Genomic DNA, 15,619 nt, shown 5'->3' with positions numbered 1-15,619 from the left:
TCGAAGTCAACCTTGGCCGAACCGAAAACTTCGGAGCAGACACGGGTCAGAGCAGCGGTCAGCGTGGTTTTACCGTGGTCAACGTGACCGATGGTGCCAACGTTGACGTGCGGTTTGTTCCGTTCAAATTTTTCTTTAGCCACGACAATTAACTCCTAGCTTAAAGGGGCTGAATCAGCCTTGCTTTTTGGTAACAGTCTCGACGATATGCGACGGAGCTGTATTGTATTTTTTGAATTCCATAGAGTAGCTTGCGCGACCCTGAGACATGGAACGAACGTCGGTTGCGTAACCGAACATTTCACCCAACGGCACCTCGGCACGAATCACTTTGCCGGAAACCGTATCTTCCATACCCAGAATCATGCCACGACGACGGTTAAGGTCGCCCATGACATCACCCATGTAGTCTTCAGGCGTAACGACTTCCACCGCCATGATCGGCTCAAGCAACTCACCGCCACCCTTCTGGGCCAGCTGCTTGGTTGCCATGGAGGCAGCCACCTTAAACGCCATCTCGTTGGAGTCGACGTCATGGTAAGAACCATCGAACACAGTCGCCTTCAGGCCGATCAGCGGATAGCCGGCGACAACGCCGTTCTTCATCTGCTCTTCGATACCCTTCTGGATCGCCGGGATGTATTCCTTAGGAACCACACCACCTACGACTTCGTTCAGGAATTGCAGACCTTCCTGACCTTCGTCAGCCGGTGCAAAACGGATCCAGCAGTGACCGAACTGGCCACGACCGCCGGATTGGCGAACGAACTTGCCTTCGATTTCACAGCTCTTCGTGATGCGCTCACGATAGGAAACCTGAGGCTTACCGATGTTGGCTTCGACGTTGAACTCACGGCGCATCCGGTCAACCAGGATGTCCAGGTGCAACTCGCCCATGCCGGAGATGATCGTTTGACCAGTCTCTTCATCAGTCTTGACGCGGAAAGACGGGTCTTCCTGAGCAAGCTTGCCCAGAGCGATACCCATTTTTTCCTGGTCGTCCTTGGTCTTAGGCTCAACGGCAACCGAAATAACCGGCTCCGGGAAGTCCATGCGAACCAGGATGATTGGCTTGTCAGCGTTGCACAAAGTTTCACCAGTGGTGACGTCCTTCATGCCGATCAAGGCCGCGATGTCGCCAGCGCGTACTTCCTTGATTTCTTCACGGGCGTTTGCGTGCATCTGCACCATACGACCCACACGCTCTTTCTTGCCTTTTACCGAGTTGATCACGCCGTCGCCGGAGGCCAACACGCCCGAGTAAACTCGAACAAAGGTCAAGGTACCCACGAATGGGTCGGTAGCGATCTTGAACGCCAAAGCCGCGAACGGCTCGTCGTCACTTGCGTGACGCTCCATTTCCTCTTCCTCGTTATCCGGGTTGGAACCCTTGATAGCAGGAATGTCGGTTGGAGCAGGCAGGAAGTCGATAACGGCGTCGAGAACCAGGGGAACACCCTTGTTCTTGAAGGAAGAACCGCAAACAGCCAGAACGATCTCACCAGCGATAGTACGCTGACGCAGAGCGGCCTTGATTTCCTCGTTGGTGAGCTCTTCACCTTCGAGGTACTTGTTCATCAGCTCTTCGCTGGCTTCGGCCGCAGCCTCAACCATGTTGCTGCGCCATTGCTCGGCTTCTTCCAACAGTTCGGCAGGAATTTCCTTACGAACAGGGACCATGCCCTTGTCGGAATCGTTCCAGTAGACAGCTTGCATGTTGATCAGATCGATCTGACCCTGGAAGTTGTCTTCGGAACCGATAGCCAGCTGAATCGGCACCGGAGTGTGACCCAGGCGCTGCTTGATCTGAGCGATCACGCGCAGGAAGTTCGCACCAGCACGGTCCATCTTGTTTACATAAACAAGACGTGGAACGCCGTATTTGTTGGCTTGACGCCATACGGTTTCCGACTGAGGCTCAACACCCGAAGTACCACAGAACACAACGACAGCGCCGTCGAGTACACGCAGGGAACGTTCAACTTCGATGGTGAAGTCTACGTGGCCCGGGGTATCGATAACGTTGAAGCGGTGCTCGTGCGGGTACTGCTTCTCGGAACCTTTCCAGAAGGCGGTGATAGCAGCAGAAGTAATGGTAATACCACGCTCCTGCTCCTGCACCATCCAGTCTGTGGTCGCGGCGCCGTCATGCACCTCGCCCATTTTGTGACTCTTGCCGGTGTAAAAAAGGACGCGCTCGGTGGTGGTGGTTTTACCAGCATCCACGTGAGCAACGATACCGATGTTACGGTAGCGGTTAATCGGTGTAGTACGAGCCATAAAGCCCTCGCAAATTGAGTGACGCTAAAATTAGAAGCGGTAGTGCGAGAAAGCCTTGTTGGCTTCAGCCATACGGTGCACGTCTTCACGCTTCTTAACTGCAGCACCTTTACCTTCAGCAGCGTCCAACAGTTCACCAGCCAAACGCAGAGCCATGGACTTCTCGCCGCGCTTGCGGGCGAAGTCTACCAGCCAGCGCATTGCCAGGGCGTTACGACGGGACGGACGAACTTCGACCGGAACCTGGTAAGTAGCACCGCCTACACGGCGCGACTTCACTTCGACCAGCGGAGCGATGGCGTCGAGAGCTTTCTCGAAGATTTCCAGGGGATCGCTGTTCTTGCGTTCCTTAACTTTGTCCAGTGCGCCATAAACGATACGCTCGGCAACGGCTTTCTTGCCGCTTTCCATTACGTGGTTCATGAACTTGGCGAGAATCTGGCTTCCGTATTTCGGATCGTCCAGAATCTCACGTTTGGCTGCTACGCGACGTCTTGGCATTGATAAGCCCTCAAACGGTCTTCAGGTTAGCCCGGGACAGCGGATGCGTGCCCGACCTTACTCTTATCGACTCAATAAAATTAAAAACTGCTAAACGGCCGATTATTTCGGACGCTTGGTACCGTACTTCGAACGACCTTGGTTACGACCTTTAACGCCGGAAGTATCCAAAGAGCCGCGAACGGTGTGGTAACGAACACCTGGCAAGTCTTTTACACGACCGCCACGGATCAGGACCACGCTGTGTTCTTGCAGGTTGTGGCCTTCACCGCCGATGTACGAGGAAACCTCGAAACCGTTGGTCAGGCGCACACGGCATACTTTACGCAGTGCCGAGTTAGGTTTTTTCGGCGTGGTGGTATACACACGGGTGCATACGCCACGACGTTGCGGGCAGTTCTGCAGCGCAGGCACGTCGGATTTCTCGACGATACGCTTACGCGGCTGACGTACCAGCTGGTTGATAGTTGCCATCTACTAGCTCCACTGTTGTCTTGCGACGCTATTGTCTTACAAGAAAAGCAAAATGGCAGGAACGAATTCCCGCCAAATTTAGGGGATCAAGAGTCTAAAGAGGATCTTGTCCCCAGTCAAGGCAAGGCCCCGACCTCCCTGCCCGCCGGATCTCGACAATTTGTCTCGATCCGCCGAACGGGGCGACCAGGGCCAGGCACTCAATTACCGCAGAACTCAGTTACCACTCGAGTTCAGTGCTTCGGTCAGTGCAGCTTCCACTTCACTGGCGCTTACGCGCAACGGCTTGTCGGCATCACGGCGACGCTTGCGCTCGCTGTGATAGGCCAAACCGGTACCGGCCGGGATCAGACGACCCACGACCACGTTTTCTTTCAGGCCGCGCAGGTAATCGCGCTTGCCGGTTACCGCCGCTTCGGTCAGTACACGAGTGGTTTCCTGGAAGGAAGCCGCCGAGATGAACGATTCGGTGGACAACGACGCCTTGGTGATACCCAGCAGCACGCGAGTGAACTTGGAGACAAACTTGTCTTCGGTCGCCAGGCGCTCGTTTTCCACCAGTACGTGAGTCAGTTCCATCTGGTCGCCCTTGATGAAACTCGAGTCGCCAGATTCAGCGATCTCGACCTTACGCAGCATCTGACGCAGGATGGTCTCGATGTGCTTGTCGTTGATCTTCACGCCTTGCAGACGGTAAACGTCCTGGATCTCGTTCACGATGTACTTGGCCAGCGCACTCACACCCAGCAGACGCAGGATATCGTGTGGATCGCTCGGGCCGTCCGAGATAACTTCGCCGCGGTTGACCTGTTCGCCTTCGAAGACGTTCAGGTGACGCCACTTCGGAATCAGCTCTTCGTACGGATCGCTACCGTCGTTCGGTGTAATAACCAGGCGGCGCTTGCCCTTGGTCTCTTTACCGAACGCGATGGTGCCGCTGACTTCAGCCAGAATCGAGGCTTCTTTCGGACGACGGGCTTCGAACAAGTCGGCAACACGCGGCAGACCACCGGTGATGTCGCGGGTTTTCGAAGTTTCCTGCGGGATACGGGCGATAACATCACCGATCGCGATCCGCGCGCCGTCCGCAACACCGACCAGGGCGTTGGCTGGCAGGAAGTACTGAGCGATTACGTCAGTGCCTGGCAGCAACAGATCCTTGCCGTTGTCATCGACCATCTTCACGGCCGGACGGATGTCCTTGCCGGCAGCTGGACGATCTTTCGCGTCGAGTACTTCAATGTTGGTCATACCGGTCAATTCGTCGGTCTGACGCTTGATCGTGATGCCCTCTTCCATGCCCACGTAGGTCACGGTACCTTTCATCTCGGTCACGATCGGGTGAGTGTGCGGATCCCACTTGGCCACGATGGCGCCAGCGTCGACCTTGTCACCTTCCTTGACCGAAATCACAGCACCGTACGGCAGCTTGTAACGCTCGCGCTCGCGACCGAAGTCGTCGGCGATGGCCAGCTCACCGGAACGGGATACAGCCACCAGGTGACCGTCCACGCGCTCTACGTGCTTGAGGTTGTGCAGACGGACAGTACCGCCATTCTTCACCTGGACGCTGTCGGCAGCGGAGGTCCGGCTTGCCGCACCACCGATGTGGAACGTACGCATCGTCAGCTGGGTACCCGGCTCACCGATGGACTGGGCAGCGATAACGCCAACCGCTTCACCGATGTTCACCTGGTGACCACGTGCCAGGTCGCGACCGTAGCACTTGGCGCAGATGCCATAGCGGGTTTCGCAGCTGATCGGCGAACGCACGATCACTTCGTCGATGCTGTTGAGCTCGATGAACTCGACCCACTTCTCGTCAACCAGGGTGCCGGCAGGAACGATCACGTCCTCGGTACCCGGCTTGAACACGTCACGGGCGATGACACGACCCAATACGCGCTCACCCAACGGCTCTACAACGTCACCGCCTTCAATGTGCGGCGTCATGACCAGGCCATGCTCGGTGCCGCAATCGATCTCGGTCACGACCAGATCCTGAGCAACGTCTACCAGACGACGAGTCAGGTAACCGGAGTTCGCCGTTTTCAACGCGGTATCCGCAAGCCCCTTACGAGCACCGTGAGTGGAGATGAAGTACTGGAGTACGCTCAAGCCTTCACGGAAGTTCGCAGTAATCGGGGTCTCGATGATGGAGCCGTCCGGCTTGGCCATCAGACCACGCATACCGGCGAGCTGACGGATCTGCGCAGCAGAACCCCGTGCGCCCGAGTCGGCCATCATGTACATCGAGTTGAACGATTCCTGGTCGACTTCGTTGCCATGACGGTCGATGACTTTCTCTTTCGAGAGGTTGGCCATCATCGCCTTGGATACTTCGTCGTTCGCCTTGGACCAGAGGTCGATCACCTTGTTGTACTTCTCGCCCTGGGTTACCAGGCCGGAGGCGTACTGGCTTTCGATCTCTTTCACTTCTTCGGTGGCAGCACCGATGATGCGGGCTTTTTCATCCGGGATAACGAAGTCGTTAACGCCGATGGAAACGCCGGAAATGGTCGAATAGGCAAAACCGGTGTACATCAACTGGTCAGCGAAGATCACGGTCTCTTTCAGACCCACCACGCGGTAGCACTGGTTGATCAGCTTGGAGATCGCCTTCTTCTTCATCGGCAGGTTGACGACATCGAAGGACAGGCCTTTTGGCACAACCTGGAACAACAGCGCACGGCCGACGGTGGTGTCGACGATACGGGTGTTGGTCACGCTGCCGCCATCACGGTCGTTCACGGTTTCGTTGATCCGCACCTTGACCTTGGCATGCAGTGCGGCTTCGCCGGCACGGAACACACGGTCAACTTCCTGCAGATCGGCGAATACACGACCTTCGCCCTTGGCGTTGATCGCTTCACGAGTCATGTAGTACAGACCCAATACAACGTCCTGCGACGGAACGATGATTGGCTCACCGTTGGCTGGCGACAGGATGTTGTTGGTCGACATCATCAACGCACGCGCTTCCAGCTGGGCTTCCAGCGTCAGCGGTACGTGCACGGCCATTTGGTCGCCGTCGAAGTCGGCGTTGTACGCAGCACAGACCAGCGGGTGCAGCTGGATAGCCTTACCTTCGATCAGTACCGGTTCAAACGCCTGGATACCCAGACGGTGAAGGGTCGGTGCACGGTTGAGCAATACTGGGTGTTCGCGAATCACTTCGGCGAGAACGTCCCATACCTCTGGCAGCTCGCGCTCGACCATCTTCTTGGCCGCTTTGATGGTGGTAGCGAGACCACGCATTTCCAGCTTGCCGAAAATGAACGGCTTGAACAGTTCCAGGGCCATTTTCTTAGGCAGACCGCACTGGTGCAGACGCAGGGTCGGGCCTACGGTAATAACCGAACGACCGGAGTAGTCAACACGCTTACCGAGCAAGTTCTGACGGAAACGACCCTGCTTACCCTTGATCATGTCAGCCAGGGATTTCAGAGGACGCTTGTTGGAACCGGTGATAGCGCGGCCACGACGACCGTTGTCGAGCAATGCGTCGACCGCTTCCTGCAACATACGCTTTTCGTTGCGCACGATGATGTCCGGAGCGGACAGATCGAGCAGGCGCTTCAAGCGGTTGTTACGGTTGATCACTCGACGATACAGATCGTTGAGGTCGGAAGTCGCGAAGCGACCGCCATCGAGCGGAACCAGTGGACGCAGGTCTGGCGGCAGTACCGGCAGAACGGTCAGCACCATCCACTCTGGCAGGTTGCCGGAACCCTGGAAGGCTTCCATCAACTTCAGACGCTTGGACAGCTTCTTGATTTTGGTTTCGGAGTTGGTTTGCGGAATTTCTTCGCGCAGGCGGCCAATCTCGTGTTCCAGGTCGATAGCGTGCAGCAGTTCGCGGACAGCTTCGGCACCCATGCGGGCATCGAAGTCGTCGCCGAACTCTTCCAGCGCTTCGAAGTACTGCTCGTCGTTGAGCAACTGACCTTTTTCAAGGGTGGTCATGCCTGGATCGATAACGACGTAGCTCTCGAAGTAGAGAACACGTTCGATATCACGCAGGGTCATGTCCATCAGCAGGCCGATACGGGACGGCAGCGATTTCAGGAACCAGATGTGAGCAACCGGCGAGGCCAGTTCGATGTGCGCCATGCGCTCACGACGAACTTTTGCCAGCGCGACTTCAACGCCGCACTTCTCGCAGATCACACCACGGTGCTTCAAGCGCTTGTACTTACCGCACAGGCACTCGTAATCCTTTACCGGGCCAAAGATCTTGGCGCAGAACAGGCCGTCACGCTCGGGTTTGAACGTACGGTAGTTGATGGTTTCCGGCTTTTTAACTTCACCGAACGACCACGAACGGATCATCTCAGGCGAGGCCAATCCAATACGGATGGCGTCGAACTCTTCGACTTGACCCTGGTTTTTCAGCAAATTCAGTAGGTCTTTCAAGGCCTTTCCTCCTGGCGGAGCAGAGAGCGGGCAAAACAGCCCCGCTCTCGATTCGCGTCACGTGTTATTCGGTTTCCAGATCGATATCGATGCCGAGGGAACGAATTTCCTTGATCAACACGTTGAAAGACTCGGGCATGCCCGGCTCCATACGGTGATCGCCGTCCACGATGTTTTTGTACATCTTGGTCCGGCCGTTCACATCGTCCGACTTCACTGTGAGCATTTCTTGCAGAGTGTATGCAGCACCGTACGCTTCCAGTGCCCAGACCTCCATCTCCCCGAAACGCTGACCACCGAACTGCGCCTTACCACCCAGCGGCTGCTGGGTAACCAGGCTGTAAGAACCGGTAGAACGAGCGTGCATCTTGTCGTCTACCAAGTGGTTCAGCTTCAGCATGTACATGTAGCCAACGGTAACCGGGCGTTCGAACTTGTTGCCGGTACGGCCGTCGAACAGCTGCATCTGGCCGCTTTCCGGCAGGTCTGCCAGTTTCAGCATGGCCTTGATTTCGCTTTCCTTGGCACCGTCGAACACCGGAGTAGCCATTGGAACGCCGCCGCGCAGGTTCTTCGCCAGATCCAGGATTTCCTGGTCGGAGAAGGTGTCCAGCTCTTCGTTGCGTCCGCCGATCTCGTTGTAGATCTCGTGCAGGAACTTACGCAGGTCAGCGACCTTGCGCTGCTCTTCGATCATCCGGTTGATCTTCTCGCCCAAGCCCTTGGCCGCGAGGCCCAGGTGGGTTTCAAGGATCTGACCAACGTTCATACGCGAAGGTACGCCCAACGGGTTGAGGACCACGTCGACCGGAGTGCCATTGGCATCGTGCGGCATGTCTTCAACCGGCATGATCACGGAGACCACACCCTTGTTACCGTGACGACCGGCCATCTTGTCGCCCGGCTGGATGCGACGACGGATTGCCAGGTAAACCTTGACGATTTTCAGCACGCCTGGAGCCAGGTCATCGCCTTGCTGCAGTTTGCGCTTCTTGTCTTCGAACTTATCGTCCAGCAGACGGCGGCGATCAACGATATAAGCCTGAGCCTTCTCGAGCTGCTCGTTCAGAGCATCTTCAGCCATGCGCAGTTTGAACCACTGGCCATGCTCAAGACCGTCGAGGACTTCGTCGGTGATTTCCTGACCTTTCTTCAGGCCGGCGCCGCCTTCGGCTTTGTGGCCGACCAGGGCGGAACGCAGACGCTCGAAAGTCGCGCCTTCGACAATACGGAACTCTTCGTTCAGGTCCTTGCGGATCTCGTCGAGCTGAGTCTTCTCGATGGACAGTGCACGAGCATCACGCTCAACGCCGTCGCGAGTGAAGACCTGTACGTCGATGACGGTACCCTTGGTGCCGGTAGGCACGCGCAGGGAGGTGTCTTTAACGTCGCTGGCTTTTTCACCGAAGATGGCACGCAGCAGTTTTTCTTCCGGCGTCAGCTGGGTCTCGCCTTTCGGAGTGACCTTGCCCACCAGGATGTCGCCTGCGCCGACTTCGGCACCTACATAAACGATACCGGCTTCGTCCAGCTTGTTCAGTGCGGCTTCACCCACGTTCGGGATGTCCGCAGTGATTTCCTCTGGGCCAAGCTTGGTGTCACGGGCCACACAGGTCAGTTCCTGGATGTGGATCGTGGTGAAGCGGTCTTCCTGAACCACACGCTCGGACAGGCAGATGGAGTCTTCGAAGTTGAAGCCGTTCCACGCCATGAACGCGATGCGCATGTTCTGACCCAACGCCAGTTCACCCATATCGGTGGACGGACCGTCGGCCATGATGTCGCTGCGCTGAACCCGATCACCCTTGCTTACCAGCGGACGCTGGTTGATGCAGGTGTTCTGGTTGGAGCGGGTATATTTGGTCAGGTTGTAGATGTCGACACCGGCTTCGCCAGTTTCAACTTCGTCATCGGCAACACGAACCACGATACGGCTGGCGTCGACGGAATCGATCACGCCACCACGACGAGCCACGACGCAAACGCCGGAGTCACGGGCAACGTTACGCTCCATGCCGGTACCCACCAGCGGCTTGTCGGCACGCAGGGTAGGTACAGCTTGACGCTGCATGTTCGAACCCATCAACGCACGGTTGGCGTCGTCGTGCTCGAGGAACGGGATCAGCGACGCTGCAACCGATACTACCTGCTTCGGCGATACGTCCATCAAGGTGACGTCTTCCGGCGCCTTGACGGTGAACTCGTTCAGGTGACGAACAGCTACCAGCTCGTCGACCAGGACCTTCTTGTCGTTCATCGTTGCCGAAGCCTGGGCGATCACGTGATCGGCTTCTTCGATGGCGGACAGGAACACGATCTCGTCGGTAACCAGGGCGTCTTTCACCACGCGGTACGGGCTCTCGAGGAAGCCGTACTGGTTGGTGCGCGCATAGGCCGCCAGGGAGTTGATCAGACCGATGTTCGGACCTTCCGGCGTTTCGATCGGGCAGACACGACCATAGTGAGTCGGGTGTACGTCACGAACTTCGAAGCCTGCACGCTCACGGGTCAGACCGCCCGGGCCGAGTGCGGAGACACGACGCTTGTGGGTGATCTCGGACAGCGGGTTGTTCTGGTCCATGAACTGGGACAGCTGGCTCGAACCGAAGAACTCCTTCACCGCCGCAGCCACTGGCTTGGCGTTGATCAGGTCTTGCGGCATCAGGCCTTCGCTTTCAGCCATCGACAGACGTTCCTTGACCGCACGCTCTACGCGCACCAGGCCAACACGGAACTGGTTCTCGGCCATTTCGCCTACGCAGCGAACACGACGGTTACCCAGGTGGTCGATGTCATCGACGATGCCTTTGCCGTTACGGATGTCGACCAGCGTCTTGAGGACCGCAACGATGTCATCCTTGTTCAGCACGCCCGAACCTTCGATCTCGGTACGACCGATACGACGGTTGAACTTCATCCGGCCGACCGCGGACAGGTCATAGCGCTCAGGGCTGAAGAACAGGTTGTTGAACAGGGTCTCGGCTGCATCCTTGGTTGGCGGCTCGCCAGGACGCATCATGCGATAGATCTCGACCAGGGCTTCCAGTTGGTTGCCGGTGGAGTCGATCTTCAGCGTGTCGGAGATGAACGGACCGCAGTCGATGTCGTTGGTGTACAGGGTTTCGATACGAACGACCTGGGCCTTGGCGATTTTCGCCAGGATCTCGGTGGTCAGCTCGGTATTGCACTCTGCAAGGATTTCGCCAGTGGCCGGATGCACGATGACCTTGGCCGTGGTGCGACCCAGGACGTAGTCGATCGGTACCTGCAGCTCTTTGATCCCGGCTTTTTCCAGCTGGTTGATGTGGCGAGCGGTGATACGACGGCCCTGCTCGACAATAACCTTGCCTTTGTCATCCTGGATATCGAGGACAGCGATTTCACCGCGCAGGCGCTGAGGCACCAGTTCCAGGCTGAGGTTTTCACCTTGCACGTGGAAGACGTTGGTGGTGTAGAACGCGTCCAGCACTTCTTCAGTGGTATAGCCGAGCGCGCGCAGCAATACCGATGCAGGCAGCTTGCGACGACGGTCGATACGCACGAATACGCAGTCTTTCGGGTCGAACTCGAAGTCCAGCCACGAACCGCGGTAAGGAATGATGCGCGCAGAGTAAAGCAGTTTGCCGGAGCTGTGCGTCTTGCCACGGTCGTGGTCGAAGAACACGCCCGGAGAACGGTGCAGCTGGGAAACGATTACACGCTCGGTACCGTTGATTACGAAGGTACCGTTTTCAGTCATCAGGGGGATTTCACCCATGTAGACTTCTTGCTCTTTGATGTCCTTGATCGCTTTGTTCGACGATTCTTTGTCGAAAATGATCAGGCGCACTTTTACCCGCAAAGGTACGGCGTAAGTTACACCGCGCAATACGCATTCTTTGACATCAAATGCCGGTTCGCCCAGGCGATAACCGACGTACTCCAGCGCAGCATTGCCGGAGTAGCTGATGATCGGGAAAACGGATTTGAAGGCCGCATGCAGGCCCACGTCGCGGAACTGATCTTTAGTCGCTCCCGCTTGCAAGAATTCACGATACGAATCCAGCTGGATGGCCAGGAGGTACGGCACATCCATGACGTCCGGCAACTTGCTAAAGTCCTTGCGGATACGTTTTTTCTCAGTATATGAGTAAGCCATCAGCGTTCCCCAGCTTGGTCACCTGCTTGTTTGGCCCCTCCCGACGGGAGCAGCCAGAAAATCGTGCAAACCCCATGGTTTGCGCCACCACATCGGGTGGTTACAGCTCGTTATCGGCACCGACCCAGTCGGCTGCCAATAACGGAAAAAGGCCGGTGGCAAGAGCCACCAGCCATCAGCCTGTCGCTTAACGCTCGGGCTGGAGACGCAAAGTCGATGCTTACTTCAGCTCGACTTTAGCGCCTGCTTCTTCCAGAGCGGCCTTGGCTTTGTCAGCTGCGTCTTTGGCAACAGCTTCCAGAACCATGGCAGGAGCGCCGTCAACTACAGCCTTGGCTTCTTTCAGGCCCAGACCGGTCAGTTCACGTACTGCCTTGATCACGTTTACTTTCTTCTCGCCAGCTTCGGTCAGCATGACGTTGAATTCGGTTTGCTCTTCAGCAACGGCAACAGCAGCAGCTGGACCAGCGGAAGCAGCAGCAGCGGTAACACCGAATTTTTCTTCGAAAGCTTTGATCAGCTCAACAACTTCCATTACGGACATGTTGCCAACGGCTTCGAGGATATCGTTTTGAGAGATAGACATGACTCTAAATTCCTGAATTGGGGGACGGCCTACGCGACCATCGAAATAAACAAAAAACGCGAAAAGGAGTGTCGAGCCTTAGGCTGCGGCAGCTTCTTTCTGGTCGCGCAGTGCCGCCAGAGTACGAGCCAATTTGCTGGTTGCGCCTTGAATCACGCTCATCAGCTGGGAAATTGCTTCGTCACGGGTCGGCAGAGTTGCCAGTACGTCGATCTGGTTAGCTGCGAGGAACTTGCCCTCGAACGCAGCTGCCTTAATCTCGAACTTGTCCTGACCTTTGGCGAATTCCTTGAACAAACGGGCAGCAGCGCCAGGATGTTGGGTGGAGAACGCGATCAAGGTCGGGCCGGTGAACACGTCGTTGAGGACACTGTATTCAGTGTCAGCAACAGCGCGCTTGAGCAGGGTGTTACGTACAACACGTACGTAAACGCCAGCTTCACGAGCCTCTTTACGGAGTCCGGTCATAGCGCCTACTGTTACGCCACGGGCATCAGCCACGACAGCGGACAGAGCAGCTTTGGCAGCCTCGTTGACTTCAGCGACGATGGCCTTCTTGTCTTCGAGTTTAATTGCCACGGGTTTAACTCCTGCTTGTTACCGTTTCATTCGGTCGAAACCGAATGTCGTTTTGGTGTCTGATTCGGTAAGGAACCGGGAGCACCATCTGCGTAGGCTTGTGGTTTAAGACTTGCGTCGCCTACGGTCTTGGACAGCCCCCGCCAGGCAGGGACCCCAATTTTTTGATTGGCGCGATCGCTCGCGCCAACCTGAGTCTTACGCGTCGAGCGAGCTCTGGTCGATGACCAGACCTGGGCCCATAGTGGTGCTCAGGGTAACGCGCTTGACGTAGATACCTTTCGAAGAAGCTGGTTTGATACGCTTCAGATCAGCGATCAGGGCTTCAACGTTTTCCTTCAGCTTGACGGCGTCGAAGCCGATCTTGCCAACGGAAGTGTGGATGATGCCGTTTTTGTCGGTGCGATAACGAACCTGACCAGCCTTGGCGTTTTTAACCGCGGTGGCTACGTCTGGCGTTACGGTGCCGACTTTAGGGTTAGGCATCAGACCACGTGGACCGAGGATCTGACCCAACTGGCCTACAACGCGCATGGCATCCGGAGATGCGATCACTACGTCATAGTTCAGGTCGCCGCCTTTCATTTCGGCAGCCAGATCGTCCATGCCGACGCGATCAGCACCAGCAGCCAGAGCAGCTTCGGCTGCTGGGCCCTGGGTGAAGACAGCTACACGAACGGTCTTGCCAGTGCCGTGTGGCAGCACGGTAGCGCTACGAACGACCTGGTCGGATTTACGTGGGTCAACGCCCAGGTTCACAGCAACGTCGAACGACTCGCTGAACTTGACAGTCGACAGCTCAGCCAGCAGGGCGGCGGCGTCTACAAAGTTGTAGGCCTTGCCTGCTTCGATTTTGCCGGCGATAGCCTTTTGACGCTTGGTCAGCTTAGCCATTACACACCCTCCACGTTAAGGCCCATGCTACGAGCAGAACCGGCGATAGTACGCACGGCTGCATCCATATCAGCTGCAGTCAGATCCGCGTTTTTGGTTTTCGCGATTTCTTCCAGCTGAGCACGGGTAACGGTGCCAACCTTAACGGTGTTTGGACGAGCGGAACCGCTGGTCAAACCTGCAGCCTTCTTCAGCAGAACCGAAGCTGGGGTGCTCTTTGTTTCGAAGGTGAAGCTACGGTCGCTGTAGACAGTGATGATCACTGGAGTCGGCAGACCTGGCTCAAGACCCTGAGTACGGGCGTTGAAAGCCTTGCAGAATTCCATGATGTTCACGCCGTGCTGACCCAGTGCAGGACCAACAGGTGGGCTTGGGTTAGCCTGAGCGGCCTTCACTTGCAGCTTGATGTAAGCGGTAATTTTCTTGGCCATGAGGCACTCCAATTACGGGTTCGAACGCCTCGAAAGGCTCCCCGGTTACTTGCGCGTTTATCCCAGTGACGACAAAACCCCACAGCCTTGGGCTGCGGGGTTGGGATGCCTGCTCAATCAGACCTTTTCGACCTGACTGAACTCTAGCTCTACCGGAGTAGAGCGACCGAAAATGAGCACTGCCACTTGGATCCGGCTCTTTTCGTAGTTAACTTCTTCAACCGTGCCATTGAAATCAGCGAATGGACCGTCGGTGACACGTACAACCTCACCTGGCTCAAACAATGTCTTCGGCTTCGGCTTGTCGCTGCCATCAGCGACGCGACGCAGAATCGCTTCTGCCTCTTTATCCGTGATCGGCGCAGGCTTGTCGGCGGTACCGCCGATGAAGCCCATCACCCGAGGGGTATCCTTGACCAAGTGCCAAGTCCCTTCGTTCATATCCATCTGTACCAGCACGTAGCCCGGAAAGAACTTGCGTTCACTTTTGCGCTTCTGGCCATTACGCATCTCAACCACTTCTTCAGTGGGGACCAGAATCTCGCCAAAGCCATCTTCCATGCCAGCCAGCTTTACGCGCTCTACCAGCGAGCGCATGACATGCTTCTCGTAACCCGAGTAAGCATGCACAACGTACCAACGCTTAGCCACGGGACACCCTTAGCCAACAATCAAGGAAACAAGCCAGCCGAGCAGGGAATCGAGCCCCCACAACAGCAACGCCATTACCAGAACAACAGCCACAACGATCAACGTGGTCTGCGTGGTTTCTTGGCGAGTCGGCCATACGACTTTACGAATCTCGGTGCGAGCTTCCTTAGCGAGTACAAAGAAAGACTTGCCCTTGGCCGTCTGCAGACCTACAAAGGCAGCAACAGCAGCAATGGCGAGCAATGCAAGTACACGGTACAGGATCGGCGAAGCAGAATAATACTGATTGCCAACAACGCCAATAACCACCAAAGCGACTACCACTAGCCACTTGAGCAGATCGAAGCGAGAGCCTTGAGCTTCAGCTTTAGGAGTCATCTATGAAGATCCTGTGAAAAGAAAGCCAGACACACTGAGTGAATCTGGCAGGTCAGGAGGGAATCGAACCCCCAACCTACGGTTTTGGAGACCGTCGCTCTGCCAATTGAGCTACTGACCTAAAACAAAATCAGGCCGACCATTATGCCGGCCCGAAAAAGACATTACAACTATTTACTCGATGACTTTGGCTACGACGCCGGCGCCGACGGTACGACCGCCTTCACGGATAGCGAAACGCAGGCCGTCTTCCATCGCGATGGTCTTGATCAGGGTAACAGTCATCTGAAT

Annotated in this window: 12 protein-coding genes, 1 tRNA gene and 1 pseudogene; all 14 read right to left on the bottom strand. The window is 56.4% G+C overall.

What is annotated here, in order from left to right; genetic code table 11:
* Positions 1 to 143, bottom strand: a 143-nt coding sequence (locus BT125_RS28010) for a GTP-binding protein (RefSeq protein ID WP_256326681.1), incomplete at its 3' end; no start/stop codon positions are given.
* 31 nt (positions 144 to 174) lie between these two features.
* The gene (gene fusA / locus BT125_RS28005; RefSeq protein WP_072412392.1) at positions 175 to 2,280 is read right to left on the bottom strand and encodes an elongation factor G; all 2,106 of its coding nucleotides are present in this window, start codon (positions 2,278 to 2,280) and stop codon (positions 175 to 177) included.
* 30 nt (positions 2,281 to 2,310) lie between these two features.
* Positions 2,311 to 2,781 (bottom strand): 30S ribosomal protein S7, encoded by a 471-nt coding sequence (gene rpsG, locus BT125_RS28000; RefSeq protein WP_003186074.1) that lies wholly within the window; start codon positions 2,779 to 2,781, stop codon positions 2,311 to 2,313.
* A 102-nt stretch (positions 2,782 to 2,883) separates the two neighbouring features.
* On the bottom strand, positions 2,884 to 3,255 hold the full coding sequence (rpsL, locus tag BT125_RS27995) for a 30S ribosomal protein S12 (RefSeq protein ID WP_003186084.1): 372 nt from the start codon (positions 3,253 to 3,255) through the stop codon (positions 2,884 to 2,886).
* Between the two features lie 216 nt (positions 3,256 to 3,471).
* On the bottom strand, positions 3,472 to 7,671 hold the full coding sequence (gene rpoC, locus BT125_RS27990) for a DNA-directed RNA polymerase subunit beta' (RefSeq protein ID WP_047230482.1): 4,200 nt from the start codon (positions 7,669 to 7,671) through the stop codon (positions 3,472 to 3,474).
* Between the two features lie 64 nt (positions 7,672 to 7,735).
* Positions 7,736 to 11,809: a DNA-directed RNA polymerase subunit beta gene (gene rpoB / locus BT125_RS27985; RefSeq protein ID WP_060740392.1), complete on the bottom strand. Its 4,074-nt coding sequence runs from the start codon at positions 11,807 to 11,809 to the stop codon at positions 7,736 to 7,738.
* A 220-nt stretch (positions 11,810 to 12,029) separates the two neighbouring features.
* Complete coding sequence (gene rplL / locus BT125_RS27980; RefSeq protein WP_072412391.1) at positions 12,030 to 12,395, bottom strand: 50S ribosomal protein L7/L12; 366 nt, start codon at positions 12,393 to 12,395, stop codon at positions 12,030 to 12,032.
* Between the two features lie 78 nt (positions 12,396 to 12,473).
* Entirely contained in the window at positions 12,474 to 12,974 is a 501-nt protein-coding gene (rplJ, locus tag BT125_RS27975) for a 50S ribosomal protein L10 (RefSeq protein ID WP_003206099.1), read from the bottom strand.
* 198 nt (positions 12,975 to 13,172) lie between these two features.
* Positions 13,173 to 13,868 carry a 50S ribosomal protein L1 gene (rplA, locus tag BT125_RS27970; RefSeq protein ID WP_003186095.1) on the bottom strand — a complete coding sequence of 232 codons (696 nt, stop codon included), beginning with the start codon at positions 13,866 to 13,868 and terminating at the stop codon, positions 13,173 to 13,175.
* A complete protein-coding gene (gene rplK, locus BT125_RS27965) occupies positions 13,868 to 14,299 on the bottom strand; it encodes a 50S ribosomal protein L11 (RefSeq protein ID WP_003176435.1) in 432 nt (143 codons plus the stop codon). Before rplK ends, rplA begins: the two co-directional genes overlap by 1 nt.
* A gap of 117 nt (positions 14,300 to 14,416) precedes the next feature.
* Complete coding sequence (gene nusG, locus BT125_RS27960) at positions 14,417 to 14,950, bottom strand: transcription termination/antitermination protein NusG (RefSeq protein WP_003186097.1); 534 nt, start codon at positions 14,948 to 14,950, stop codon at positions 14,417 to 14,419.
* A 9-nt stretch (positions 14,951 to 14,959) separates the two neighbouring features.
* Entirely contained in the window at positions 14,960 to 15,328 is a 369-nt protein-coding gene (secE, locus tag BT125_RS27955; protein ID WP_003206102.1) for a preprotein translocase subunit SecE, read from the bottom strand.
* Positions 15,329 to 15,373: 45 nt separating this feature from the next.
* A tRNA-Trp gene (locus BT125_RS27950) sits at positions 15,374 to 15,449 on the bottom strand.
* Positions 15,450 to 15,502: 53 nt separating this feature from the next.
* Positions 15,503 to 15,619 (bottom strand): annotated as a pseudogene (locus BT125_RS27945) (elongation factor Tu); the annotation flags it as partial.

It is taken from the genome of Pseudomonas sp. NFACC04-2 (genome assembly GCF_900119265.1).
GTDB classification, from domain to species: domain Bacteria; phylum Pseudomonadota; class Gammaproteobacteria; order Pseudomonadales; family Pseudomonadaceae; genus Aquipseudomonas; species Aquipseudomonas fluorescens_AA.
This window is presented reverse-complemented; position numbering and strand designations above follow the sequence as displayed.